Origin of the sequence: Dyella sp. AD56, assembly GCF_002878475.1 — a bacterium.
In the GTDB taxonomy this organism is placed as follows: Bacteria; Pseudomonadota; Gammaproteobacteria; order Xanthomonadales; family Rhodanobacteraceae; genus Dyella.
The window spans coordinates 77,590-102,646 of the sequence record NZ_NRDP01000024.1; the positions used below are offsets into that span (position 1 = coordinate 77,590).

The 25,057-nt window shown below is 61.4% G+C and carries 31 protein-coding genes and 1 other RNA gene; 5 read left to right on the forward strand and 27 right to left on the reverse strand.

Features of this window, described 5'->3' with window-relative positions; all coding sequences use genetic code 11:
- Nucleotides 1–163: 163 nt before the first annotated feature.
- A complete protein-coding gene (fur, locus tag DyAD56_RS15515; protein WP_102303679.1) occupies nt 164–580 on the reverse strand; it encodes a ferric iron uptake transcriptional regulator in 417 nt (138 codons plus the stop codon).
- 77 nt (nt 581–657) lie between these two features.
- Between fur and bamE the strand changes: the two genes are divergently transcribed.
- The gene (gene bamE / locus DyAD56_RS15520; protein WP_102303680.1) at nt 658–1,137 is read left to right on the forward strand and encodes an outer membrane protein assembly factor BamE; all 480 of its coding nucleotides are present in this window, start codon (nt 658–660) and stop codon (nt 1,135–1,137) included.
- Nucleotides 1,138–1,153: 16 nt separating this feature from the next.
- Here the strand turns inward: bamE and DyAD56_RS15525 are convergent, their stop codons facing one another.
- Nucleotides 1,154–1,435 carry an RnfH family protein gene (locus DyAD56_RS15525; protein WP_102303681.1) on the reverse strand — a complete coding sequence of 94 codons (282 nt, stop codon included), beginning with the start codon at nt 1,433–1,435 and terminating at the stop codon, nt 1,154–1,156.
- Nucleotides 1,428–1,859, reverse strand: coding sequence for a type II toxin-antitoxin system RatA family toxin (locus DyAD56_RS15530; RefSeq protein WP_102303682.1), 432 nt, complete (start codon nt 1,857–1,859; stop codon nt 1,428–1,430). Before DyAD56_RS15530 ends, DyAD56_RS15525 begins: the two co-directional genes overlap by 8 nt.
- A gap of 85 nt (nt 1,860–1,944) precedes the next feature.
- On the opposite strand from DyAD56_RS15530, the gene smpB reads away from it, so the two are divergent.
- The gene (smpB, locus tag DyAD56_RS15535) at nt 1,945–2,436 is read left to right on the forward strand and encodes an SsrA-binding protein SmpB (protein ID WP_102303683.1); all 492 of its coding nucleotides are present in this window, start codon (nt 1,945–1,947) and stop codon (nt 2,434–2,436) included.
- Between the two features lie 6 nt (nt 2,437–2,442).
- On the opposite strand, the gene DyAD56_RS15540 is transcribed toward smpB, so the two are convergent.
- Nucleotides 2,443–2,955 (reverse strand): GNAT family N-acetyltransferase, encoded by a 513-nt coding sequence (locus tag DyAD56_RS15540; protein WP_102303684.1) that lies wholly within the window; start codon nt 2,953–2,955, stop codon nt 2,443–2,445.
- 111 nt (nt 2,956–3,066) lie between these two features.
- On the opposite strand from DyAD56_RS15540, the gene ssrA reads away from it, so the two are divergent.
- Both ssrA and DyAD56_RS15550 read left to right on the forward strand, forming a co-directional pair.
- Nucleotides 3,067–3,419, forward strand: a transfer-messenger RNA (tmRNA) gene (gene ssrA, locus DyAD56_RS15545).
- A 31-nt stretch (nt 3,420–3,450) separates the two neighbouring features.
- On the forward strand, nt 3,451–4,110 hold the full coding sequence (locus DyAD56_RS15550; protein WP_102303685.1) for a hypothetical protein: 660 nt from the start codon (nt 3,451–3,453) through the stop codon (nt 4,108–4,110).
- Nucleotides 4,111–4,504: 394 nt separating this feature from the next.
- Here the strand turns inward: DyAD56_RS15550 and DyAD56_RS15555 are convergent, their stop codons facing one another.
- Nucleotides 4,505–5,473, reverse strand: coding sequence for an SOS response-associated peptidase family protein (locus tag DyAD56_RS15555; protein ID WP_102303686.1), 969 nt, complete (start codon nt 5,471–5,473; stop codon nt 4,505–4,507).
- On the opposite strand from DyAD56_RS15555, the gene DyAD56_RS15560 reads away from it, so the two are divergent.
- Nucleotides 5,472–7,436 (forward strand): DUF6311 domain-containing protein, encoded by a 1,965-nt coding sequence (locus tag DyAD56_RS15560; RefSeq protein WP_102303687.1) that lies wholly within the window; start codon nt 5,472–5,474, stop codon nt 7,434–7,436. The genes DyAD56_RS15555 and DyAD56_RS15560 overlap by 2 nt on opposite strands.
- Nucleotides 7,437–7,453: 17 nt before the next feature.
- Here the strand turns inward: DyAD56_RS15560 and DyAD56_RS15565 are convergent, their stop codons facing one another.
- The 22 genes from DyAD56_RS15565 to gpW all read right to left on the reverse strand — a co-directional run bounded on the left by DyAD56_RS15565 (nt 7,454) and on the right by gpW (nt 25,047).
- The gene (locus DyAD56_RS15565; protein ID WP_102303688.1) at nt 7,454–7,834 is read right to left on the reverse strand and encodes a hypothetical protein; all 381 of its coding nucleotides are present in this window, start codon (nt 7,832–7,834) and stop codon (nt 7,454–7,456) included.
- Nucleotides 7,835–7,843: 9 nt separating this feature from the next.
- Nucleotides 7,844–8,731: a hypothetical protein gene (locus tag DyAD56_RS15570; protein WP_102303689.1), complete on the reverse strand. Its 888-nt coding sequence runs from the start codon at nt 8,729–8,731 to the stop codon at nt 7,844–7,846.
- Nucleotides 8,732–8,737: 6 nt separating this feature from the next.
- The gene (locus DyAD56_RS15575) at nt 8,738–9,334 is read right to left on the reverse strand and encodes a putative phage tail protein (protein WP_102303690.1); all 597 of its coding nucleotides are present in this window, start codon (nt 9,332–9,334) and stop codon (nt 8,738–8,740) included.
- The gene (locus DyAD56_RS15580; RefSeq protein ID WP_199178997.1) at nt 9,331–10,368 is read right to left on the reverse strand and encodes a baseplate J/gp47 family protein; all 1,038 of its coding nucleotides are present in this window, start codon (nt 10,366–10,368) and stop codon (nt 9,331–9,333) included. The genes DyAD56_RS15575 and DyAD56_RS15580 overlap by 4 nt, the downstream gene beginning before the upstream one ends.
- Before the next feature lie 204 nt (nt 10,369–10,572).
- Complete coding sequence (locus tag DyAD56_RS15585) at nt 10,573–11,019, reverse strand: phage GP46 family protein (protein WP_102303692.1); 447 nt, start codon at nt 11,017–11,019, stop codon at nt 10,573–10,575.
- Entirely contained in the window at nt 11,016–11,591 is a 576-nt protein-coding gene (locus DyAD56_RS15590) for a phage baseplate assembly protein V (RefSeq protein ID WP_102303693.1), read from the reverse strand. The genes DyAD56_RS15585 and DyAD56_RS15590 overlap by 4 nt, the downstream gene beginning before the upstream one ends.
- Nucleotides 11,588–12,655 carry a phage baseplate assembly protein gene (locus DyAD56_RS15595; protein WP_102303694.1) on the reverse strand — a complete coding sequence of 356 codons (1,068 nt, stop codon included), beginning with the start codon at nt 12,653–12,655 and terminating at the stop codon, nt 11,588–11,590. Before DyAD56_RS15595 ends, DyAD56_RS15590 begins: the two co-directional genes overlap by 4 nt.
- A 2-nt stretch (nt 12,656–12,657) precedes the next feature.
- A complete protein-coding gene (locus DyAD56_RS15600) occupies nt 12,658–14,046 on the reverse strand; it encodes a DNA circularization N-terminal domain-containing protein (protein ID WP_102303695.1) in 1,389 nt (462 codons plus the stop codon).
- A complete protein-coding gene (locus tag DyAD56_RS15605) occupies nt 14,043–15,923 on the reverse strand; it encodes a phage tail tip lysozyme (protein WP_102303696.1) in 1,881 nt (626 codons plus the stop codon). The genes DyAD56_RS15600 and DyAD56_RS15605 overlap by 4 nt, the downstream gene beginning before the upstream one ends.
- Before the next feature lie 105 nt (nt 15,924–16,028).
- Nucleotides 16,029–16,322 carry a phage tail assembly protein gene (locus DyAD56_RS15610; RefSeq protein WP_102303697.1) on the reverse strand — a complete coding sequence of 98 codons (294 nt, stop codon included), beginning with the start codon at nt 16,320–16,322 and terminating at the stop codon, nt 16,029–16,031.
- A 2-nt stretch (nt 16,323–16,324) separates the two neighbouring features.
- Entirely contained in the window at nt 16,325–16,699 is a 375-nt protein-coding gene (locus DyAD56_RS15615) for a phage tail tube protein (RefSeq protein ID WP_102303698.1), read from the reverse strand.
- 73 nt (nt 16,700–16,772) lie between these two features.
- On the reverse strand, nt 16,773–18,257 hold the full coding sequence (locus DyAD56_RS15620) for a phage tail sheath subtilisin-like domain-containing protein (RefSeq protein WP_102303699.1): 1,485 nt from the start codon (nt 18,255–18,257) through the stop codon (nt 16,773–16,775).
- On the reverse strand, nt 18,254–18,448 hold the full coding sequence (locus tag DyAD56_RS15625) for a DUF2635 domain-containing protein (protein ID WP_102303700.1): 195 nt from the start codon (nt 18,446–18,448) through the stop codon (nt 18,254–18,256). The genes DyAD56_RS15620 and DyAD56_RS15625 overlap by 4 nt, the downstream gene beginning before the upstream one ends.
- 10 nt (nt 18,449–18,458) lie before the next feature.
- A complete protein-coding gene (locus DyAD56_RS15630) occupies nt 18,459–19,088 on the reverse strand; it encodes a phage tail protein (RefSeq protein ID WP_102303701.1) in 630 nt (209 codons plus the stop codon).
- Nucleotides 19,085–19,411, reverse strand: coding sequence for a hypothetical protein (locus tag DyAD56_RS15635; RefSeq protein ID WP_102303702.1), 327 nt, complete (start codon nt 19,409–19,411; stop codon nt 19,085–19,087). Before DyAD56_RS15635 ends, DyAD56_RS15630 begins: the two co-directional genes overlap by 4 nt.
- Nucleotides 19,411–19,650 carry a hypothetical protein gene (locus tag DyAD56_RS15640; RefSeq protein WP_102303703.1) on the reverse strand — a complete coding sequence of 80 codons (240 nt, stop codon included), beginning with the start codon at nt 19,648–19,650 and terminating at the stop codon, nt 19,411–19,413. The genes DyAD56_RS15635 and DyAD56_RS15640 overlap by 1 nt, the downstream gene beginning before the upstream one ends.
- Nucleotides 19,650–20,729 (reverse strand): major capsid protein, encoded by a 1,080-nt coding sequence (locus DyAD56_RS15645; RefSeq protein WP_102303704.1) that lies wholly within the window; start codon nt 20,727–20,729, stop codon nt 19,650–19,652. Before DyAD56_RS15645 ends, DyAD56_RS15640 begins: the two co-directional genes overlap by 1 nt.
- 90 nt (nt 20,730–20,819) lie before the next feature.
- On the reverse strand, nt 20,820–21,515 hold the full coding sequence (locus DyAD56_RS15650) for a head decoration protein (RefSeq protein WP_102303705.1): 696 nt from the start codon (nt 21,513–21,515) through the stop codon (nt 20,820–20,822).
- A gap of 37 nt (nt 21,516–21,552) precedes the next feature.
- Nucleotides 21,553–22,227 carry a hypothetical protein gene (locus DyAD56_RS23930; RefSeq protein ID WP_158241360.1) on the reverse strand — a complete coding sequence of 225 codons (675 nt, stop codon included), beginning with the start codon at nt 22,225–22,227 and terminating at the stop codon, nt 21,553–21,555.
- 20 nt (nt 22,228–22,247) lie between these two features.
- Nucleotides 22,248–23,105 carry a S49 family peptidase gene (locus tag DyAD56_RS15670; RefSeq protein ID WP_199178998.1) on the reverse strand — a complete coding sequence of 286 codons (858 nt, stop codon included), beginning with the start codon at nt 23,103–23,105 and terminating at the stop codon, nt 22,248–22,250.
- Nucleotides 23,106–23,119: 14 nt separating this feature from the next.
- Nucleotides 23,120–24,775 (reverse strand): phage portal protein, encoded by a 1,656-nt coding sequence (locus DyAD56_RS15675; protein ID WP_199178999.1) that lies wholly within the window; start codon nt 24,773–24,775, stop codon nt 23,120–23,122.
- Nucleotides 24,772–25,047: a gpW family head-tail joining protein gene (gene gpW / locus DyAD56_RS15680; RefSeq protein WP_199179000.1), complete on the reverse strand. Its 276-nt coding sequence runs from the start codon at nt 25,045–25,047 to the stop codon at nt 24,772–24,774. Before gpW ends, DyAD56_RS15675 begins: the two co-directional genes overlap by 4 nt.
- Between the last annotated feature and the right edge of the window lie 10 nt (nt 25,048–25,057).

The window sequence follows — 25,057 nt, forward strand, 5'->3', positions numbered from 1 at the left end:
TTCCTAGGAGCCATCCGGTAACGGATCAAGCCGCAGGGCGGACAGGAGTCCTCCCGCGGCTTTTTTTATGCGCGAAGGTTTTTCAGCCCGCCATAGGCCCGGCCCACGAAAAAGGCCGGCAACGCTTCCGCCACCGGCCCTTCGGATACCGCCAGAACCTGGCTTACTTGTGAGCTTTCTTGGGACGGACGTACAGCACTAGGCTGTGGTCCTCGATGACGTAGCCGTGGCGCGCCGCGATTTCATGCTGGAGACGCTCGATCTCCTCGCTGACGAACTCAATGACCTTTCCGCTGTCCACATCGATCATGTGGTCATGGTGCTTGCCACGGTCCAGCTCGTAGACGGCCTGGCCGCCCTCGAAGTTGTGCTTGACCACGATGCCGGCGGCCTCGAACTGGGTCAGCACCCGGTAGACAGTGGCCAACCCAATGTCTTCCTGGTGAGACAGCAGGCGCTTGTAGATGTCTTCGGCGGTGAGGTGGTGAGCCTCCTCGTCCTCGAAGATTTGCAGGATGCGCATGCGGGGGTGGGTGACCTTCAGCCCGGCTTTGCGCAGTTCTTTGGTTTCCTGTTCCATAAACAAACTCCACGCACGCGGCGCCACAAGGCCGTTAGTGTATCATCCGACACCTTTACGATCCGGACGCAACACGCATGCACAAGCTGATTCGCACGCTGGGTTTTGCTTTGCTGGCACTGTCGCTGGCCAGCTGCCGTCTCATCTACACCCCAGACGTGTCGCAGGGCAACCTGCTCGACAAGAAAACCGTGGATCAGCTGCAGCCGGGCATGACCAAGCGTCAGGTGCTGGTACTGATGGGCTCCCCGTCGGTGAATTCGCCCTTCAGCCAGAACGAATGGGACTACGTCTCCACCCAGCAGCACCGTGGTGGCGCGATCAAGGTGCGCGCGCTCAAGCTCACCTTCAACAACGATGTGTTGGTGCGCACCGAGGGTGACTTCTTCGCCGAAGACGCACAGAAGCTGGTCAACGACACCAAGAAGTACCACGCCAGCTACCCGGTCGACGAAACCAAGGGTGACAAGAACACCGGTTCCGGCGGCGACAAGGACAAGGGTGGCGACAACGGCGGCGGTGGCGATAACGGCGGTGGCGGCAACGACGGCCACTAAGGCTGTCCAGCCGGCGTCAGCCCTCGTGGGCGCGGCGCCGGCGAGCTTCCTTGGGATCGAGCGTGAGCGGCCGGTAGATCTCTACCCGGTCGCCCTCGCCTACTACGTGGTCCGGTGTGACCTTGTGGGAAAAAATGCCCAACCGCGCCGGATCCACCACGAGCCCCGGAACATCACGGGCCACACCTGAAGCCTCAATCGCCTGCGCCACGGTGCTACCCACTGGCAGCATCACCTGCCACAACCAGCGACGCGACGGCTCGGCATAAACCACCTCCACGGTGATCTGCTCAGCCATAGGTGCGCTCCGCTTCCTTGCAGAAATCCTCCACCATGCGGCTCGCCAGTCCCTGGAAGCCCAGCTTGAGCGCGGAGCCAACCAGCTTGCTGGCATAGTCGAAATCCAGCGCGAACGACACCTTGCTGCCGGCATCGCCCAGTGCGATGAAATCCCATACGCCGTCCAAGCTGCGAAACGGGCCGTCAACCAGGCTCATGTGCAAGCGGCTGGGGGGCGTGGTGGTATTGCGCGTAGTAAAGCTCTGTCGGAAACCGGCATACTTGAGATCCAGCCTCGCCACCAGCACATCCTCTGTCCGTTCCAGCACCTGCGCGCCGGCACACCACGGGAAGCGCTTTGGGTATGCTTCGACGTCATTGACCAGATCGAACATCTGGGCAGGCGAATAGCGCACCAGGGCGCTGCGGCGGATCTCGATCACTTCAGCCTCTTCTTGAGCGTCATCTTCTTAGGTCCCTCCACGGATGGGACCGTCATAAGGGCAATGAGCCCGAAGTTTAACGGACATGGCCAAGCCTAAGGACAAAGACAAAAGCACAGGCGGCACCATTGCGCTCAACAAGCGCGCGCGCCACGAGTACCACATCGACCAACGCTTCGAAGCCGGCCTTGAGCTGCAAGGCTGGGAAGTGAAGTCGTTGCGCGCCGGCCGCATCAATTTCGGTGACAGCTACGCTGTGGTGCTCCAGGGCGAGATCTTCCTGATCGGCACCTCGATCCCGCCGCTCATCAGCGCCTCCACGCACGTGGTGGCCAACGATCGCCGCACGCGCAAGCTGCTGTTACACCGAGAGGAGATCGACACGCTCATTGGTGCGGTCGAACGCAAGGGCTACACCCTCATCCCCATGGCCCTCTACTGGAAGGCCAACAAGGTGAAGGTGGAAATCGGCCTTGCGAAGGGCAAGCAGGCGCACGACAAGCGCGACACCGAGAAGGAACGCGACTGGCAGCGTGAAAAGCAACGCACCATGCGCGCCCACAACAAGCACGCTTGAGCTCGCTCAGCCCGCCACTCGTCGCCACGAGCCGGGCTCACCCTCCGACAGGCCGATCACGTCTTGGTGCAACGTCATGTTCATGGCGTCCACCGACGTGCCAAAACCGAAGCGCTCGTACAGCTTGTGGCCGGCAGCCGTGGAATGCAGGTTGAGCGAATCCACCTCCCGCTCCCTCGCCGCCGCCCCCACGGCCGCCAACAACGCGGCGGCCGCGCCCTGTCGGCGATGAACCCGCTTCACATACATGTTAAGTACATACCAGCCCACGCCCTGGCGGAAATAAGCGGAAGGTACGTGCGTGTATGGATGCACCATCACGCAACCGGCCACGCGCCCCTCCACCTCGGCCAGCCAGGCCAGCAGACGGCCTTCTGGTACGGCGTCCTCTATCCAGCCACGCAGCTGGTCGGCAAACCCCTCTGGCAGCTGCTGCTTCAACTCTTCTTCCAGAAACGCGCAACGCAAATCCGTCAACACACCTGCGTCGTGCAGCCCCGCCTGACGTATCCGCACCATGGCCGTTCCTTTCGGTGGTGGTCCGGGCAAACAATAGCGGCCGCATGCCACCTTGATGAAAGCCCGGTTACCTACATATACTGACTGACCAGCTTCAGTATCAGTTTCCCCGGGGGTGTCATGGCTTCGACGGGGGTAGTGAGATAGTTTGGTGCATGCCGAGGGGGCAGCTTTCCTCGTTAATCCAGCGGCAAAACTCATAGTTGCCAACGACGACAACTACGCTCTGGCCGCTTAAGGCCTAGCCCCGAACCCACTTGTGCTCGTGCTCGTGGATGTAGGGTCATTATCACGAGATCGCCCGAAGCTGCCGCCTGTCGGTAAGGGTTAAATCAAGCAGGCTGGTCCTTCGATGCGCTTTGCACGCTGTGCTGTCGCGGGACGAGATCTAACGGCGAGCTAAGCATGTAGTACCGGGCGTCAAACGCCTTCGGACGCGGGTTCGACTCCCGCCACCTCCACCAATACGGCCATCTAAGTTATTGATTAGCCTAGATGGCTTTTTCTTTTGTTGGTCTGTATTGGTCTGTTTTGTTCGTGGTTTGGTCAGTTTTTGGTCGGCATTTTTCGGAGGGGAAAATGGCACCTGGTGATGCGCTGTTTGCGGTTCGCGTTATTTCCGATGGCCCTGGCTGGATCGCTCAGACGTGGACCGCGCTGTCGCCGCTTTTGTGCGTAGGCGCAGGCAGTGCGCTCACATGGTGGTTCACGGTCGGAGCCGAAGGAAAGAGGAAGCGCGAGGAGGCCTATGTGCTCGCCCGATCACTTGCTGCGGAGCTTCGCGCTGGGCAAGTCGTCGTTCAAATACACAAGGCCTTCTATGAAGCTCCCGACACTGAGCCCGGGACGAGGGCGGACACGATGCGCTTCGGAATGACGTACGACAAGGCGCTCCCTGTCGCACGGGCGGCAGCAGCAAAGGCAGGCCAATTCGTAACGCCGGTCGCGGAAGAGCTAGCCAAATTCCTTTTGCTCTCGCAGAACGTTACCCAACTTCAAGAAATCATCGCGCGCATGCGCGAGGCCGGCGCGCTTTCAGACGAGAAGCTTGTGGCGAGAAGCAAGCTGCAGGCCATCATCGGCGCAACCATGATCGATTGCGGCAGGCACCTGGCCGATCTGCTCGACCAGCACTATCCGGAGAAGTTAGCCTGACTCGAAATCAGGCGTACGTGTAAGCGTACCGTGGGCTCGAATCCCACCCTCTCCGCCAAGAATCAAGGCCTTGCATCACTGCAAGGCCTTTTTCTTTGGCTGAAAAAAATCGTACACGTAAAAATGCACGTAAAAATAAAGGTCGTTTCTCAGCGAAAATGCATTCGCGAGAAGTTGAGCAGTTGAGGGTGAGTCACCAGCAGCAAGCTTATGCCATGCGGCCTAGAGGGTCATGGATTTTACGGGTTCATGTCCGATAACTGCCTGTTTAGCCTTGATGGACCAGTGCATTTTTACGGGGTAAATGGACCATTCCATCCGCCACTTTTGCCCTTGAACCTCTCCGACGCGCATAACCTACGCCGTACAGTCCAACGGATCAATCCAACCGATTTCACGCCGCCAACCGATGCTCGTAATACGGCCGCGCCCGGTCATCGAGGATCGCGTACAGCGCTTCCAGATTGTCCGGATCGGGGGATAGCCAGGCATCGACGTGCTCAGGCTTGATAGGGACGATGCAGCGGTCGTGGCCAGCTGCGGCTACCTCGGGCGGTGGCTCGTCGGTGATGGCGGCGAAGGAGAACAGGTCGGTGCCGTGGTCGCCGTGCGGCGACATGTTCCAGAGGCATGCCACCAACATTTCCTGCGGCGGCTGCGGGTCGAATTCGAGGACGACGTTCTCTTCCTTCTCGCCGGGCGCCGGCTCCCTGCCCTCCATCTTGTGGCGGGAGACGTTCTCATAGAACCGGTTCACGATCATGATGCCGTGGCGGTGGCCGAACAGCTTGCCCCAGGACTCCTCGAGCTTGTCTCGGCGAGCGTTGTAGGTCCCGGGGTACTTCCGCTCGATGGCCTCGTTCCAGCCCGGCAGGCGGCACTGGTAACGCATCGGCACTACGATCCGTTGGCCGTCTTTCTCGATCATCACCGGAGCCCATATGCCCGGGTAGATGCGCGAGTCGCGGTCCTTCGGTTCCTTGCGGGATAGATCGTCCAGGTTGCGCTGCGCGCGGGCGATCTTGTCGCTGGCGATGCGCTTATCGTTGGATGCGGTCTTGGTGGGTTTGGGGCCGGCCAGAACAGCCTCGGCCTTTTCTAGGCGCGCAGACTGAGCGTCGATCTCTACCTGGTAGGCGTCGGCCTGCTCCCGGTCGCCCTCGGCCACAATCTTGGCCAGCTCGAATTCGCCCTCGCCCCGCGGCTTTCGAAACGCCTCGCGCATCGCCTTGGGGATCTTCACCCACTGGCCGTCCTTGCGCTTCTCCCAGAACAGCTCGGTGAAGCGCTTGATGCTGATGATCGCGCCCCACTCGCGGACGAACTTGTCGTAGTCAGCTTCGATCTGGGCGGAGTAGCACATGACCAGCGGCTCAGCGTGCGGGGACAAACCCGGAGGCTGCGAGCATAACCCCGACCTTGGTGAGAGCCCAGTCATAGTCGTCGGGCCTGGCGGTGTCGAGGATCTGATCGGCCAGGCCGGCAAACTCGGGGAAGAAATCGGCGGGATTGGGGTGCTCAGGTGGCCCATCCAACCGCGATTGTGCTGCCAGTCTTCCAAACTTGAATGCGGCCTATCTGCTGATACGCTCGGCATTCTTCAATCTCCAGGGATGACTAACTTGAAGCAGCCAGCCGACGGTCGGACGGACGGGATTGCGTTAAAAATGCCCCAAATTCTGAAACCGCATTCCCTCGCCCTATTTCTGGTAGCCGCATTGTCAGCGGCATGGGCCAGATACGTCTTAGGCCCAGCACCTTTGGACGTTCACAACACGCATTGGATCTGGGGCGATCTCGCACAGGTTTATGTGGCCTGGGCTCAATATCTAAGCGATCCCCACACACACTGGCTGACCACTAATCGGATTAGCTATCCGCTGCCGATGAGCATCTCGTTGTTCGACCCGATGCCATTGTTCCTGCTGCTCTCAAAGCCGCTGGCCTGGATCCTTCCCGATGGCATCCAGATGATCGGGTATTACTTTTTGGTTTGCCTAGTGCTCCAAGGGACATTCGGCTACCTCGCCACGGTGCAAGCGTTGCGTCTTCTGGGCGAAAAACGATCAAACCTACAGACCTACATCGGAGTCGTGGGTGGTCTATTGGTCGCAACCGTTCCCTTCACGTTCTTCCGCTTCCAATTCCACACCGCCCTTTCGTCGCAATGGGTGCTTGTCCTATCCATTTGGGTGGTCTTGGCGACCCTGCATGCGGAGCGCAAGCAATGGATGGTGCTCAACTGTGCAACGCTGTTTTTGGCAACGGGGATCAATCCCTACCTGACTCTGATGGGCGCCGCGACTTGCGCAATCGCCGTCGCCACCCGGGTGCGAAAACTCGGTCTGCTCGAGGTCTGCCTGCGGTGCTCGACCCTGGCACTAACTGCGGCTGCCGGCCTGTACCTGTTCGGGTTCATGGGGGCCACGGGCTCTGAGAGCCTCGGCTATGGATTGTTCTCCATGAACGCGCTGGGCCCGATAAGCTCTGCAGGCTTAGGGCGGCTAAACAACCTGAAAATTGCCGACCCTACCGCCTACCAATCGCTGGAAGGATTCGACTATCTGGGGCTCGGGACCATCATCCTTTGCCTCTTTCCCTTGACCCTTTTCTTCAACGGTCGGCATCGCAAGTCGGGCTTTCCATTCTTGACCGCGGTGCTGGTGATTGCCACAGGCTACCTGCTCGCGCTTTCCTCGACACCAACCCTGGGATCCCTTCGCTTCCACATTCCGCTACCCGACTCCGTGGAGTATGTCCTGTCCCGTTTCCGGGCGAGTGGGCGCTTGTTTTGGATATCGGGCTTCTGGCTCATCTTCATGGGCATCGCAGCCTGTGTTTTGAGACTTGGAGCGCGAGGCGCGGCGGTTATCCTTACGCTGCTGCTCGTCATCCAGTTGATCGACATCCAGCCTGTCGCATTCAACACAAAGATGCTGATCGCAAGCGGAGCGACGCAGGAGCTCTCAGGCGTGCCCGCCAGAAGCTACGCCGCCATTTCCGTCTTCCCCGCCTGGGAGTGCGATCACGATGAGACTCCGTTGGGCATCCGTAATTTTGAATCGATCGGCTTCTATGCGGTGAAGCATAAAATTCCGACCAATAACTTCTATGCCGCCCGCAACCTACCTGAGCAGATCGCCTATCACTGTGACTATGGCGCCTTGCCCAAGCGAATCGTCCCGAACGGCGTCTACCTACTCTCCGACAAGATCTACAGAGCCATCCAACCGAGGATGGTTTCCGACTTCGAGTGCAACAATAAGACCAATGGCGACGGGTCATGGCTTTGCGTTCCGCGAAGTCGCAGTTCGACCGCCATGTGACCCGATATGGAAGGCGCCTAGCTCCCGCTAGGATACGCAGGCATTGAAGGCAATGACGTCGAATTCCCGCCGGAAACAATAGCCCGTAGCGCGTCTCGGTAGGCCACCCAGTCTGCCGGGACCGATATTGCCTTCTCATAGCAGCGCAAGACCGTCAGATCAGACTCAGCCAACGCTTGGCGAGCCGCTGGCACCAACGTAACCACCGCCGGAGGAGGCGCCACCGATATTGGATTTCCATTTGAATCGGCACCCACGGTGTATCCGAGAGCCTGCTTTTGGAGCATTTGGGTATAGACGGCAGGGTCGACTTCAACGATGTCCGAAGGCATCTCGGCGACGGCATGAATCGCATCGTCGTAAAACCCATTCGTGCTCTTGCTGAAAAAGATAGTCATACAAGCTCCTTAGTTACCAACGGCAAACCACGACAGATTCCATGCCTGGCCGACGGTGGCACTGTGCATGAACTGCGTGAAACCCGTCTTTGTCTGCGATGACCACGATGAGCCATATGGGACAGCGCCAACGGCGTCCTGTGGAACCGCCACGATGGCCTGAATGCTATTCGGGAAGGCGATTGGGAAGGTGACTGCCGTTGACCCGTAATAGCCCGGGGAGGTGGCCGTACTGGTCGTTACCGACACGATGCCCCATTGCAGGATTTGGCCGTTAGGAAGCTTGCAGTATCCAGGTCCCATCCCTGTGCCCGAGGTGTTTGAGCCAGTGAACTGTCCAAGGTTCACAGCCTGGTTCGACTGTGAGCCGGCAGGTACCTGTAAGGCACCTCCAGTTTGCTCGGCCAGCACCCAGGAAGAGATCGTGGCATTCCAGATCACCTCGACTCGGCCATTCGCGATGATCTCGGCACCCTGCAAGGCCACGTGCGCAGCGCCGACAATTGGCTTCGCGCCGAGCCCATTGAGGTTCAGTGTGGAGGCGCCGGTATTGGCAGTCTTCGCTTTGAACCAAAGAGACATGCCGTCGACCAGCGCGGTCGGCGCCGGTGTAAGAGCCACAGCGTAGGCATTGGCGGTACCGGTATCGGCCGCATAATTCATCTGCCCCGACTGGATCGCCAGGCCGAGCTGGTTGAACAGGTTTTTGGTGGGCGTCAGGCCGGCGGCCTCGACGATATTGATCAGCTCCTGCTGGACAGCATTGAGCCATTCCGCGGGAACGATCGTGGCCGGCACACCACCCGTGGGACTTCCGTCCGTGAAGAAACCAGGCGTACCCGCACCGGTACTCGCCGGCTGCGTCGCCGCAGCCGTGGAATTATCAATCTGATACATAACGCCTCAGGAGTAGTGGAATTGAAGGACCGTGTGCGCGGGTGCAGCGGCCTGCAGTTCGCACTGCAAAACGGCGTTGCCCCACGAGCCGAGTGCTTCACCGGCCGTGGCTTGGCCAGCTAGGAATTTCGTGATGGTGTTCAGGGGCGCATTGATCGCCCAGGTGAAGAACCAGTCCGTGCCACCGAGCTGCTGTCCCGCTCTGCTTTGGCCACACCGGAATGGCGCATACTGGGTGATTGTCACCTGGTAACCAAGCGCCGCGGCAAAGCCGATGAAATACGGTACCGACTGACCACCCGTGGCGGTCAGCCGCGCGACGATTTGCAGTCGCTGCTGTATGAGTGTCGGAGCCGGACCAGCACACGGATCCGGAAGACCGAGCGTCTCCTGCCATTCCGGAATCAGGTCCAGCGCAGTCGAGGGGAATGCGTCTGCCAGCAGGTTAATCGCAGCTTGCGTGTTGCGCGCATACGATGGGGCAAAGCAGGCGATCGTCTGGTCTTGTACGGACCCTGGTTCCCGACTCCAAGCGCGACCCCGGGGCATAAGCGCCCACATCGCGCCCTGGAAGTCGGATGGTGAGTAAACGGTCGCGGTCATGGGTTGTAGGTAACCGTTCCGCGCACCGGAAGCTGCCCGGTGGCATTGGGAATATTGCCGCTGGGCGAATTGACCACGAAGCCAGGCGTACCAGCGATCGCCGCGATCGCCGACTCAATCGACGACAGCTCGACTGACGTGCCCGCCTTGGGGCTTCCCTGCTCAAGAAAGACGCTGTCGATTGCCGCATTGATCGCCGTCTGAACGGAGCTGGAGGGCGTTCCGATGCCACTGAAGACGAAATTGATCGTATTGGGCGTGGGTGCACACACGTACACGAGCGCCGTGGCCGGCTGTTCGTTGATGAGACCGTTGGCGACATTGAGCTGATCACCGGTCGCCACCGTTCCCCTGGGGACACCGCCAGGGCCAGGGTCATATTGGGACACACCATTCGTGCCCACGGGGAAGCCGTTGTTTCCGACCTCAGCACTATCCAGCATCGCATAGACCACGACGGTCCCGGTACCGAAGCCGTTCGGCGCGCACCAGGCGCGAGTGACACCAGGGACCGCGAGAGACCACTGGACGTAGTCCGTCGCGGCGCCACCTTGAGGTGTCTGCTGATACGCCAGCAGCATGCGGGTGCGTAGCGAATCGTCCAGCTCGACATCCGCGCCGCCGGTGAATGCTGTGGCGGCCGTGCCACTGGATTGAACACCGGCGATAGGCGCTTGAAGGGAGACAATGGTGCTCGCTGCCGCGTTGCCTGCCGCGCCCTGCCCGGTCGGATTATTCACCGGGTCGATCGGAGGAAGCACTGCAATTGCAGGGATAGTTACCTGGCCACCCGAGCCGACTGTTCCCGCGGCGGTCGTCTCGTAGACGTAACCGTCGCCGCGCGCCAGCAGCGTGCCGGACGGAATGGACGTGCCCGGCTGGCCAAGGAACGTAACTGTGCCGGAGGCCGCCGTCGCTGGTTCCCGGAAGATGTTCCGAAGAGCCGCCCACGCCTCCAGCCATTCATCAGTTGCCGTGTATGGCGTCGCCTGCTTGGCGATGTAGTCCAGGTACCCATAATGCTCATGGGACATGCCCGCCTGCACGGTTCCCAAGATATTGAGGTTTGCGAATCGGAGCAGACCGTCGGCGCCCTTGATCCCCGAAGAGATGTCGGCCGCAACCTGGCTGCGAAGCACCGAAAGCGTAGGACGCTGATACGGCATCGAGGGGTCCCTGAAAAGCAAAGAGCCGCCAAAAGGCGGCTCATGTCACTCGAGGTGTGCGTGGTGATCAGATCAGTCGATCTGAGCCCATGCCCAATTGAAGGCAACCGACAGCTGCGTGCCATCGGGCCTCTGAAGAACAAGTTGGGTGGCGAGCATGTTTGGCTGAACGATGCTCGCCGTCACCGTGATCGAGCTGACAACTCCGTCATCCAGCATCCACTGCAAGGCCTCAGTGATGAAGCCCTTAGCCTTGGCCGGTATCTGGGCCGTGAGCTTTTCCCGGCCAAGTAGCCACAGGCGCGAGCCGATCGGGTAGTCAGCATCCAGGTCGCCCCACCATCCCCGGCGATCATCCGATCCATCCGGAATCGGGTCCGAAGCGTTCGCGAGGCGATCCGTAAAGAGGCTGACGTAGATGGCAGTGGTGAGATCATCGCCACTTTGGAGATCAGCGCCAGCGACAACCCAATCGCCGCGAGAGAGCGAGGTGTTCCATACGGTAGTGATATCGCTCATTGCTGCGGACTCGGTGGGCTCGTGGCGTTAGGCGAATGTCCGTGCTCGTCATAGAGCGCACGATCGGCAGCCATGCTGCGCGTCTTGTCCGTGATGTCGCCGGTCGCGACGATATTTCCGTTCACCTGCAGCGTCGGCGTATTGATAACGACCTCTGTCGAGGCGTTCACCGTCACCGTGCTGGCATCGTTTACGGTCACCGGCGTGCCCTTGGCCTCAACGACAATCCCGCCCTCTGAAAGGTAGATCCGCTTGCCCCACAGGTCGTAAAGCATCGACTCGCCCTCGACCAGGTTGGTCGGTCGGCTGGCCTGGTGCCCTGTCGCAATGGCTACACCGCTGGACCGGTCACCGCCGACGAACACAACAACGACGTCTGACCCTACTGGCGGCCGAGAGGCATGCCCAAACTCGCCGAGGCGAGGCGTCGTGTCGCGCGTCTCAAGTGCGCCCATGACCAATTGCAGGAGCTGGGCAGTCTTACTGTCGTTGCTGGTCGTTACGCGGCCACGACCCACCGTCAGCTGGACCCGGCGCCACAACCGCATGATGGCGTTCTGATCAGCGCTCATTGGAATGGGCCATTGAATTCCGCAAAGGTTGGCTGCAGCAAGATGGGCTCTGGCTTGAATGCATCAGGCGGCATCAACACAATCGTCGCCGTCGTGCCGTTGTCTTCCGTGCGCGCGTAGGTCACCTGACCAATGGCCAACTCGGTCGCTCCGAGCTTCAACGCTGGAAGATCCACAGGCGCCAACGTGTTCGGCGCCCATAGTGTCCCCGCAGAGTCGCGCCAGCTATCGCAGACGACTGTCACGACCTGCGAATGGCCGGCGCGCCGAGCCATTTCCCATAGTGCTCGCTGTTGCGCGATCTGGTTTCCACCGCCGCCGGCCTCAGCAATGAGGACCAGGCAGCGGTGCCGCGATACATTAGGGTCGCTTACGTTCGCAAGGAGGTTCCCGCCCTCACCGAGGTCAGTGAAGACGTCGACTGCTTGGAGGAATGCCTGGTAGTTGCTGTACCGCTGGTCGGCCGAGTATTCGACCGACGCCGAGATGACATTCTGTCCCTGGACAAACCCGCTTGCCGCCTTGACCGTCGCCAGCTGCGCCAGCAGCAGGCTGCCGTTCGGCTGGTCATAAGCGAGCAGCGCTGAATATCGGCATATCCGCTCGATCACCTCGAAAGCCGACTCGCCGAGCATCAGGTTGAACTGAGGGATAACCGGCAACCCGCTCACTGTGCAATCGACGCCGATTCCATACACCGCCGCCAGCTTCTGGGCGATGCCGAGCGCGGTTGACCCGCTGATCTGGCCACCCGGCCACTCGGCGGCGCAATCAACCAGGTCGCAGCATTTCGACCGGCCCATGACACGGATGCTGTGCTCCTCCGCGCTGATGCTCGGAATGAACCGATCAACATAGCCGGTTATGACCACGTCCTGGCCGATGCTGACCACCACCGGCGCACCAGGCTGCGTGATGACGGCATCGAGCTCGCCCGGATAGAGCTCCGTCATCCCGATACTGAAATCGGACGGAAGGCGCTCTATGCCGCGAGTAACCCGGATGTCCGTCCAGCCGGAAATGGCCTGACCGTTGATGGTCAGGGTGAGATCGTCTTGTTCCATGCTCAGGTGGCCAGGGCGCGAAAACTGGTCGGCATGAAGCCTGGATGCACTGGGTTTGCCTCCGACACCAGCTCATCCGAACGGCTCGCGTCCTGGTAGAGGCGTTGCGCCAGCACCAGCGACGGTAGCGGAGACCGAAATTGGAATGCCTTCAGCGGCGCCAGCGTCGCACCATTGCGCGTAAGCGTCTGAACGACGCACTGCCGAAGGGTGCGGAGGGCGGAATAGCTTGAGTCGTCGCCTGCGTCGCCAGCAATCAGGATCTCGTCGTCGATATACCCAGTGACGATGTCCATGAGGTTTGCGGCATCGTCGTACGAGCTTGGCGCGTATGCGGCCACTGCCTGCGCAATGGCCGCGATCGCCGCGCGCCGAACAATGGCGCTTGTAGCTTGTTGGGCGACCAACATCGCAGCCGCAACCTGCCCGCCACCGACAATGGGCGTGGGTGAATAGGTGGCCAGCTTGCCCAGGCGATTGATCGCGTCACCAGGGTTGCCGATTGCCCCTGCAAGGGTCGCTACGGATGCTTGCGCTGTCGCCGAGAACGTCGACACCGACGCAGCATCAATGCCAGCAGCCGCCTGATTGAAGGCTGCTGATGCGCTATCAACCGCGGCGCGCTGCTCAGCGCCCCACGCGGTCAGCGATGCGATCGTCCAGGGACTCACGCCGGAGGTCGACTGTCCGTTGGCGAAGGCAGAGCTGACGTTCGCGTTCGAGTAGCGGCCAAAGTTTCCAGTCAGCAGACTGCCCAAGTTGGCCAAGCTCGTCGCGTCGCGGGAAATCTGCCCCGCGATGACGGCAAAGTCGGCAGCCACGCCAACTACCGCGCCTACGACCGACTTGCCGACGCTGATCACGCCGTTGACGATGCCAAGGCCAAGATTGATCGACGCCGTCATGTCGTTGACGAAGTCGAGTGCGGCTGACACGCCGAGCGCATTGGCCAGATCGCTCAGCAGGCTTCCCGAAGCCTGCGCGATCGACGGAAATACGCGGTCGCCCGACTCGATGAACGTGAAGTTCAACTCGAAGTAGCGTCCGGCATCCGATCGCTCGGAAACGGCCAGGCCCCCGTCGGGAATGCTCACAGTGAGCTGGCCAAGGGTTGGGTGCACCAAGATGCCCGGCCCGGCCGTCTCAGCTGCAGCGATCATCGCTTCGCGCTGCGCGATTACGCTGCCGCCGCCGTATACCACGCTGTTCTCGACCAGGAATCCGACAAGCCGGATGCGCCGAGTCGCTCGACCAAGATCTTCGACATAGGGCTTGTCTCGCCCCGGATACTCATGGGGCACGACGCGACGGCCAAAACGGCCCTCGCCGCCGTGCACACCGAATGGCAGCCCGCGGAACGATGCCTGCTGAAGTTCATCGCTCCAACTCATGCAATCGCTCCTACACCCGAGTATCCAATCCGCGTGCTCGCCGTCACACTGCCGTCAGTCGATTTCACTTTCGCCTGCGTACCTGGCGGGGCATTCGGAAGTGTCACTTCCACGTGGACGCGGCCGTTGACCTGCGATGCGCCAGCGGAATCAGCATTGGGAGAACCCGCCGCATATGGACCTGCGGGGGCCGATGCCTGCGTCGCGCCATCACCGCCATTCATCCACGAGGCTGCGAGATAACCCCGCCGGCTCGCTTCGCCAGCGGCATCCGCCGGTCGCTCGTAGAGGCTGGACACGATAGCGCCAGCCTGATCAGCGGAGGTCGCACCACGCAAGGCCGAGCCAGCGTTTTGCTCATTGCCCTTCGTCAATTCGTATTGAACGAAGCCGAGCTGATCGAGCAACGACGATCCGCGGATGCTATGCCCAGACCACTGCTCGAATGCCTTCTGCCGATCCGCGTGCCATTGGCCGACACCAAAGGCTGCCCCGTTGTCTCCACTCGCATTCGGGTTGAGGGAGCTTTCGGTGGCAAGGTTGGCCGCAATGCCCGCCGCTTGGGCCTGACTCCACCCCTGCCCCTGGAAATAATCCATGACCCGCTTGCGCAGACCTGTGTCGATCTTGGAGGACGCAACGCCCGCCTGATATTTCCCGTAGAGAGCCTTCTGCTCCGAGTCGCTTTGCCAGAAGTGTCCGTTTGCCGCCTTCCATGCGTCGAAACTCATGCCGCCGCCGGAAGGGTCGCCATATGGCTTGGCCTGGGCGAATGGATGGGCGAACTGGTCTTTCAGGTAGTCCAAGCCGCTCGAAAAGTGCTGCTTGGTGTCCCTGATATGGTCGAAAACGGAGGCGATGTCTTTGGCCGCTTCGCCGATGTCCTTGAGGCTGTCTTTGACACCTACCAGGAACTGCGACGCATTGTTCCCGATCTCTTTCCAGTCAATACCCTGGATGTATTCTGCAACTCGCTTCACTACTCCAGCCACGTCCTGGCTGATCAGCTCGCGGTTGTTGGCTACCCAAGTGGCCAGCCCATCAACGAACGGCTGAAGGGCCGGCATGGCCTTGTCCATAACCGATTGCCCGAGCCCTTCCACCGCCATCTTCATGCCGGAGATGCTCAGCGCGAAGGCATCGGCATTGCGGATGTCTTCGGGAGAAGACACGTAGCCCAGCCGCTTCTGCAGGGCAGCATAGCGCGCGATACCCGCCTCGCCTTGGCGCAGGACTGGCAGCATCGCACTGACGCCCAACTGATTCGCGAGCAGCGCCTGTGCGTAGGGGTTGTTGCGCAACTGCGGGCTCGTCATCACCTTGGCGATCGCCGTCATTTCCCCGACGACATCCCACGCTCCATCCTTGGTGCGCTTGAGACCGACGCCAACACGATTCAAGAGCATGAGGGCGCCCTGGTTGCGCCCCCATCGAGCGTCCTGCATCACCGTGCCCAACGACTCCAGACTCGAAGTCACCGAGTCGGCCGATATGCCGGCCAGGGCACCAATCCCCTGCATCTGCTGCAGCTTCGTGGTCGTGATGCCGATGCCCTGGGCGGCGTACGTCGTGGCCCGGCCAAAGTTGGCCCAACGGTCCACCAGTACAGTCATGCCGGCCAGCGTAGCCACGCCCGTGATCGCGGCCAACGGAGTGGCCATTGAGGTCAGCGATCGAGCGGTCTTGATGCTGACGCCACCGATCGCCGATATGCCGCGACCGATGGCAGGGAGATGAAGCTCCTTGCCGAGCGATCGGAAGGACTTGCCCACGTCCTTGAACGGGCGCGCCATCCGGTCAAAAGCGTCGTTGACCTTTCGTACGGTCGCCGTCGCCTTGTCGGTCGCGGAGATGACAATGTTGAATGTATTAGCCATCGCCCTTCATCCTCGATGCTTGCTCGTTCCACCAGCTCAGCTCACGTAACGTCAAGGACCAGGCTTCGCGCGGTCCCCAGCGGTAAAACCGGGTGAGCTGAGCGATTAGCCCTGGCCAGCCTCTGCCGTCACTTCCCCACTGGCGTAGAAAGCGCCGAAAAAATCGCTTGCTTCCATGAGGTCGCGCTGCGAGAACTTCTCCACGACAGATCGCGGGATCTTGGCGATCAGGCTCACCAGAGTGATGTTCTGGCCAACGGTCGTTCCGGCGGCTTGGGCCTTCTCAAGCTCGCCGGCATCCGGTTCGCGGAGCTGAATCTCCGAATACGTGATAGCGGCCTGGTCCTTGCCGATGGTGATCGGCTTGCGCAGGGTGATGGTCTTTTCTTCCACGAGCATGATCAGTTCTCCGAGACGGCCCCCTGAGGGCCTTCCCATTTGACTTCGATGGTGGCGTCGGTGGACTTGGAGGTCTGTGCTTCGACCGTCCACATGTTTCGCCCGATGATGGTTTTTCCGTTGGCCAGCTCAGCCACGACGGTGACGCCGGTCATGGCGTTGAGGGAGGCCACGCTCAGGCCGCCCGAGTCGCGCAACGTGCAAGAGATGTGCGGCGCAATCGGCTTCTCGCTGTAGCCATGCACCGTGTCCTGGCCCGTCAACGTCTCACGCGTGACCAGTGACGGGTTGTATTCGAAGTCGCCAGCGAGCATGTACGTCTGTCCGTCGACGGACAGGTACGCGGTGCCGGCAAGGCGATTGGTATTGCTGCCCATGTGCGGTCTCCAGGCAATAAAAAAGCCGCCCGAAGGCGGCTTGGCTTAGGTCGATGGCGATTGCCCGAAGGGCTTAGAGGCGGAACTGCGCCAGCAGCGCGAACACGCGGAGCTGGTTGATCAGGGTTCCCGGCCACAGCACGTCGACGCGATTCGGATTGGTCGCGTTCTGCTGCACGATGAGCGCCTGGGCGAATGCATCGCTGTTCTGCACATAGCCCTGGTATTCCAGGCTCCGGTATTCAGCGATCAGGTCAGCTTTGATGATCGACGGAGTGACGATGGCCGCTCCGGGAGCAAAGCGCGTGCCGTCGGCGGCCAATTTCATGCGGGCGTACTTGCTTGTGACGATGCCGGCAAGATCGCGCAGCACGAACGTCAGCAGGAACATGGTCTCGATCTCCAGATAGCTTGAGTCGGCCTGGCCGAATCCGTTCTTCTGGTACGTCGTGATGACGTTTTCCAGCGCCACCGTGCCGTCCTGGCCAACGGTGAATGTGGAAATGCCGTCGAACAGCAACGTATTGCGTTCGCCGAGAGTGAAGCGCGACTGCACGGGCGGGGCTAGCACCGTGCTCAGCTTCAGCGTCTGCGCGGGCCGACCCGGGTCAGCGCGGCAGGCAACGGCAAATGCGCCGGTATAGTCAGCCGCCCAGACCCAGTTCGGACTCGGGGAGTCATTGAAGCCCAGGACCGATTCATGCTGGTTGTTACGCGCCAGGCCAAAGGTGGTCTGGCTGGCCAGCGTGCCTCGATTGGCCGCGAACACGTGGCCATAGACCTGCTCTGCCCAGCTCCAGCGACCGGTCTGGTCGTTGAGGAGCGCCTGCAGGGAGTTGAGAGAGGCCGTGTCGTTGTATGGGCAAACGATGAAGTCGAACGGCATATCGGCGAGATTGCCGAGAGCAGTCGTCAGCGTCGGGTTGGTCGCGCCACTGGCCATCGCCGTGATCGTCGCCGTGATACCTGCGGGGGTCACTTGGCCGCCTGCCGATCCCAGGTAGTTCAGGCGCAGATCAATGTCATTGCCTGCCAGACCCTTGTTGATCGCGGTGACCGTGACCGTACCGGTGGCTGCAGCGGCAGTGACCGGCAGGGTCGGATTGGCTGCGTTGATTGCAGCGGCCAGCGCGGTCGCAAGCGTGGTGGGCGTATCGGTCAGGGCGACCGGAATGCTCACCAGCTGACCGGCGACATATAGGCTGACGGTACCGGTCGCCGTCGGCGTGCCGGTGAAAACGACCGTTCCGCTGGCAGCCGTTGCGCCAGCAGCATCCGATAGCGGCAAGTACCAAACCTCGCCGAAGCTGTCAGAGTTCTTGTAGGCGGCCGTCATGAGCGCCAGCATCGAGCCTTGACCGCCCTGCACGACTGCGTCGGCTGCGCCCTGGCTGATGATCGGGACGTTGGGAACCGCCTGACCGGCCGAGGTGATCTGGCCAATGATCAGCGCGCGCTGCGTCTGCTGATTCGTATTCGCCTGCGAGTTGTCGACTTCCGCGAAGAAGAGCGGGACACGCAGGCCCTGGGGAATGTTGTTGAACGGAACGGTGCTCATTCGTCACTGCTCCCATTGTTCGCACCTGGAACGGTGCGGACGGCAGTCGGAGGCTGGGTCACCACGTCGCCATCGGCGATACGGCGGTTCCAGTACTGATCGTGTTCGCTGACCTCTCGCCCGGCATCGGGCAACAGGTCCTTCTTCACCGGGTCTCTGACGCTCAGACCGGGCGCGGGATAAACCACCATGGGGGCGCTCCTACTGCGGGAGTTGAATATCGAGCCCGCCCTCGGCACGACCATCCGGCCCGCTGGTTCGCGGAGCCGGCGTGACTGATGCCGGGAACGGTGGATTGGGATATGTGCCGCTTGGATCGGTCACGTTGGTCAGATCGGCATCGAGGGTGAGTTCCTCGATCGGCGTTCCGACGATGGGGTAGAAGTCTTCGGGGCCCTGGTAGAACTCCATGCCGATGTCGAGCGCCAGCTCGCCGAAGGCCTGGCTACCCTCGCTGTTGATTCCCATCTCGCTACGCGTGAAGGGAAACTGCTGCAGAAGAACCATGATCGATGGGTTGTTGATAACCGCCACTTCGATCTGTGCCTTCAGCGATTCAAGGGCTGCCTCGGCAACTGCGGTGCCTGCGTCGTTTGCCTGCGGCGGGACTTGCACACGGGCGATGATGCGGATCGTGGAGGTGACCTTGTATTGAGGCGCTCCATTTGGACCGAGAGACTCCCGGTCCTCGATAGGCGTCTTCACGTAAATGACCGGATAGCTCATCGCGGTCGTCGGCCACGAACGCACCGAGTAAACGTTGCCGCCAGCGATATTTGATGCCTTCAACGCCGCGACGGTCAGGTCGCGGAGCTCTGCGGTCTGCGTCATGGGTTGCCGGTGTCCTGGAGCATCAATTTGACCCAGCCGTGCCCGTCGGGGCGCACGTCATAGATCAGGTACAGCTTCCCAATGGATGGAATGCGGACCTGATCGTTTTGGACTGGTGGCGTGGTGAACTGAGCCAGGCGAACCCCGAGCACGGGCATGATCGCGTTGGCCGACAACGGATCGATCTGGTCGACCTCCTTGTAGGCCGCATCGAACACGCCCGTGATCGCAAAGCCGGTGCCGACGGCCGGCAGGTACGTCGCCGGTTCGCCGAACACCGCTTCCGTCGGCCCGAGCACGACCTGGTCCCAGTCAATCGGCATTACGCGACCGTTACGCGCGGACCTTCGTCCGCGCTCACCGACGGGCCCGGTCGAGGCAAGCTCACTTCCTCGCCCTTCTGGGCGAGGAAGCCAAGAGCGCGCAGGTGCTTGACCTCGGACGGGTCAATCAGCGCCTTCTCACCTTGCCGGCGCGTCTTGCCAGACGCATCGACCACGCTGCGACCGGCAGCAACGGTGACCTCAACGGTTTTCGCGGCGGCCAGAGCAGGCGCGGTCATTACGACACCTGCGCGGCGCAGACGTTGGCCGATAACGATGCATTGACGCGGCTCGGGATCACGAGCGGCGAACTTTGCATAAGCAGGATGCGCTGGGCCGGATCGTTCTCCACCCAGGTCTTCGGCGCATACGGCAGGGCCGCATAGTTGAAGTTGGGATCGAGGATCTGGCCGAAGGCTCGCGTGCCCATCAGGTCCGGACCGGACATCAGCACGGTGCCGTCGACCAGCATCGGCTGCTCGACGTTGTTGTCGTCGATGTACCAGTCGTTGTAGAGCCACAGGTTGTACTGACCCCAGCGGCCTTTGTATTGCGCGCCGCGAGCGATCTGCGGGCCATTGTTGATGTTGTTGCCGCTCTCACCCAGCTTCGGGTAATAGATCGCGCCCTGGACGCCCTTGGCGTTGAGGAAGGCGAGCCATGCCGACGTGGTGAAGACAATATCGGTCGCAATTCCGCCCGACAGCTTCATGATCTGGTGCTGCCAGAACTCAATGCTCTGCGTCGGCACCGGATCACGGCCGTCAGCATCGAAGTTGGCCGAAATGCCCCAACGGCCGTTACCGGTCAGGGCGACGGTAAGGGATGAATCGCGGCCAAAGTCGATAATCTCGGTCGGAAAGCCCTCACCCTGGACGACCACCTTGCCGGTGGTCAGCGCCTGGGCGGCCATCCACTCGAGTCGGCGGTCGAGCATGTCGATCTGGTCAGCCATCTCGAAGTTGATATTGGCCATCTCGCGCTCGGCACCGGACAGGTCGCCACCGCCAATGCGCTCGCCGATCTGACGCATCACGGGCTTGCGCAGGTCCGGGGCACGCTTGTCCTTGATGTACGCCGGCTTGTAGGTGTTGGTCTGGTAGCTGCGCTGCTGCACCAGCTTGCCCTGCACGAGGGGGCTAACGAACGGCGACATGCGGCGCAGGCCGATGTCGATATCGATGGCGACGTACTCGGTGTCGCTCATCTTGATGTTGGGGAAGAAGGTGTCCAGCAGAAACTTCTGCGAACGCTTCAGGGTCGGCACTACCTGGATCAGGTCGGTGGTGCTGAAGGGAAAAGTACTGGCGGCAGTCATCTAGCCTCTCCGAAGGGGGTCGTCTAACGCCGGCGCATAAAAAAAAGCCCCGCATATGCGGGGCTTCTCTTGGCCGGAGGACTCAGGTGGTTAGGGGGCGCTGTTGTTCGACGGCTGCGCGGCGGATACGGAGCTCTTGGCGAAGATGCCGTAGGGGCGCAGGCCCGCGACAAGAGCCGGCAGCGTCCAGGAAACGTCGAAGGTGAGCGCGGAGGCGTTGAACTCGCCTGCAAGGTAAGCGCCGGTGTTGACAGGGCCACCCGACGCATCCGCGTCGTCAGCGAGGATCGCAACCGGGGTCTGGCTACCGTCGCTGGCCGTCTTCACACACTCGATGTAGATGCCGACGGCATCCGAGACGGTAATGTTGAAGCCATCGCCGGCGACGAAGGCCGTGCCACCCGCGGTGATCGTGAAGTTCACGCCGGTGCTGGTAAATGGCGTACCGACCGTCGCGTTGCCAAGCGAAGTGCCTTCCGGATCGGTGACGGCGAAGACGGTCGCGCTCGTTGCGATAGCGGTATACACGCCAGTCTTCGGCGACGCGCCAACGCTGAGAGTGCCGATCGTGCCGTTGCCGGTATTGCCTGCTGCTGCGGCGGCCTCGATCGGGTTGACGGACTGCTGGCCGAGAACGGTCCCGCGCTTGAGCGTTCCAGCGCCAAGGATGATGGGCTGTGAGACGAGGTTTCGCGCGTCGGCAACGAGCTGATCGGGGGTATAGACCTGCGCGAAGATACCCGGCTGTTGCGGGTTATCGCCGATGAAAGACGGAGTGAGGGCCATGATGGTCTCCTGAAGTGGAATGGGGTGTCAGGCGCGCTTACTTGCCGCGCGCCTTTTCGCCAGCGGCAACGATCGCGGCTGCAATTTTGCTCATGCCGGCGGGCGCGGCCGGGGCGTCATCCGCGCCAGCCTGGGCGACACGAACGGAATCCATCCGCTGATCGAGGCGACCGGAACGCGAACTGGAACCAGCTGCCGTGGTCGTGAGAACCGCGACGGCTTCACGACGCGACATGTTCGTGTCGAAGGCGAGCGAAGCGGCTACGTCAGGGCGGACGCCTGCAGCGGCACACGCGAAGATGGCCTTGCAGCGAGCGCGCTCGCGGCGACGGGCCTTGGCCGAGGCGCTCTTTCCGCGCATTTCCTCATCGTCGTCATCTTCCTCAGCGTCGGCGTCGTCGCCCTCTTCGTCGTCCTCTTCAGCGCGACGAGCTCGCTTGGCCTTCCGGCCCTTTTTGCCGTCCTTATCTTCCTTCTCTTCCTTGTCGTTGTCCTCTTCGCCGTCATCTTCCTCGGCACGGCGACCATCTTCGTGATCGTCCTTGTCTTCTTCCGCGCGACGCACGTCCTTCTTGTCGTCGTCCTCTTCATCCTCGGCACGACGTGCACGCTTGCCCTTACGGGCACCGTCGTCATCCTCGGCGCGGACCAGGCCAAGCAGATGCGCAAAGGGCGCCGCAGCGGCACCCAGGCGGGTCAGGGTCTTGCTCATGTGTTTGACTCCAGAGTGGATTAGGCCAGCTCGGCAACGAGCGCCCGAAATGCGGCATCAGGCGCCGCCACAGCATCCGCGAGCCCCTTGGCTACGCCATCGGCGCCCAGGTAGGTCACGGCTTGGGTATCGCGCACCTTGCTGGCCGCGATATTCCGGTTACGGGCGACTGTCTCAACGAACAGTTCGCCCATGGTGTCGATGTCCGCCTGGAAGCGCTCAAGCGCCTCCTTCGACAGAGGAATTTCGGGGTGACCATCGGCCTTGCGGTCACCGTAAGTGATGAAGGTGACCTGCACGCCAGCACTAGTCAGCGCTTTGGACATGTCGACGTGCATGCAGATCACGCCGATCGAGCCGACCCCACCAGTGCGTGGTACCAAGATCTTGTCGGCGGCGCTTGCCAGGGCGTATGCGGCTGAATACGCGCTCTCGGTGAGGATGCTATGGATCGGCTTGTCGCCGCGAGCGCGGTAGATCTCGTCTACCAGGTCAAAACAGCCTGCCACCTCGCCGCCCGGTGAATCGATATCCAGCACAATCCCTTCGACAGCATCGTCCGACATCGCTGCTGTGAAGGCCTGACGAATCCCGTCGTAACCCGTCATTCCCGACCACGGACGAAGGGTTCCGCACTTCTGCACCAGCGTGCCCTGTATCGGAATCACCGCGACCGGGCCGACCATGTCGTAACCACGATCGCGGCGGTCGTAGTCGAAGCTATCGTCATCGTCGAAAGCGAACGCCTGCGGCTGGAGCGTTCGGCCATCAGCGCCAAACATCTGCGTCACGCCGAGGCGTTCAGCGAGCGCCGCCATGATCACCTCGGCCTTATCGCGATGGATCGCGAGCGGGCGATTGAAAAGGCGCTGCGCCAAGTGCGCGAACTGCATCAGGTAGCCTCCGGTTTCTTCGCTACTTCGCTTGCCGGCGTATAGCCAGGAACCTGCATGCCGGCCCAGGTTGGTACCGGGATGCCGAGTTCAGTGAACTTCTCGATCTCGCGCTGCCGCTGATCCAATACCTCTTCCCAGTCGAGACCTTGCTCCATGCATTCGATCTGGAGCGTGGAGAGGCCTGCGTCCATTCCCAGCACGGATCCCTGCTTCTCAGCCACCGGATCGATCCACCCGCGCGCCGGCCCCATCCACTCCGCGCGGCTATACATGCCGCGACATTCAGCGAACGACGGCGCGCCAGATGGCATCGGGTAGTCGTCGATATCCATGGACTCCTCGAGCCAGCAGCCGACAACGGGCTGGGCGAAGCCATGGCTGAAGTCGAACTGCCGACGCTTCAGCGTCTTGAATGCCTCCAGCAACGCGCCGCGCGCGGAGCTGTAGTTCGTATCCGACCAGTCATGACTCATCTGCTGGGCAGATAGGCCCGTCGCAGCAGCGAAATTGCGCAGGAACGTCTTTTCGAACTGCGCGAAATTCGTGTTCGGTCGCTCCGCCTTGACCGTATTGATCTTTTCACCCGGGAACAGGATCGGGACCTTTACCTCGCCAAGCATCGTCCGGCGATCATTGTGATAAGCGCTGCGCTCGTCCTGGTACTTGGAGAAGTCCGTGCTATCCCCCACGGCTTGCTCAAGGAGCTGCGGGTCAAACGGGCTTTCGAGGTATGCGCCAAACATCGAGTTGATGACCGCGGCATCGAGCTCGACAGAATCCATCTTCGCCAGCATCTTCATGCGCTGAAGAATGGGCGTGAATATGCCGGCGCCGCCGCGATGCTGAGACGCACGGTCGTGATCAAAGTCGTGGACGATGATCGGCCGGCCCCAATCGGTCTCGCGCGGGATCAGGTCCCAGCGGACGCTATCGGCAGCCGCCCACCAGTCACCCTGGTGCGCGCGTCGAATCCAGTAGCCGGTCGCCGCACCGTAGCGGTCAACTTCCACACCGCCGCGCGACGACTCCTGGTCAAAGCGCTGCTGCGGATTGGAGAGGCGATCTGGGTCGATCAGCTGAATGCCAGTCGCATAGCGAGCGCGGCCAAGGCCAATCCGGTCCGGTAGCCAAACCATCTGAGCGAGCGCATCACCATCGATCAACTTGTGCCGGAACGCCAACCGCATGATCTGCGGGATCGTCAGTGACCGTTGTGCGTCGCAATACTTGTTCGAATCGAAAGCCCAACTGCGGTAGTTTGCTTCAGCAACCCGACCGAATTCGTGGGCCCACGATGCATCGAAAGCCTTGTTGCCGGTGTACGCGGCCAGCGCGCGGTAGTCCGGCCGAAATAAGGGCCGAAAGTGCCCGCCGATGGCGTTGTCGAGAATGCGGGTGACAGCGCCCGATGCCCAACCATCATTTCGGACCAGGTCGCGCACGCGCGCGACGATCCGGTCCCGGTACATGTTGAGCTCGCCGTCCGGCGAGTACAGATACGGACGCCAGGCCGCAACGTGTTGACCGGAGATGTCCGCTGCGTCATAGGGTGCATTTCCGCCCGGCGCGAGCATCCGCGCGCGATTGGGCAGTAATGGATTCCCTCGGGCATCGAGGATCGTCGGCCCGTTGTCTGAGCGGCCTGCGCTCATCGGAATACAGGACGCATCGGGTTACGAGGACGCGCCACAATCCCAAGCTGGGCCTGAAGCAGCTGGATTACTGCCGCCAGCTGGGCCAGGTTCGCGCGGGTATAGGTGACAGACTTCGTGCCGTCGCCCTGGGTATAGCTATAGCTCTCGCCCTTCGCACCGGTGGAAAGGTCGATGTATGCCTGCTGCGCGGCAGCCAGAGATGCCTGAAGCTGCGCAGTCGGCATTCCAGCCAGCAAGCTGGTTGCCGGGTTGAACGGGATACAGCGCATGCAATGGCCT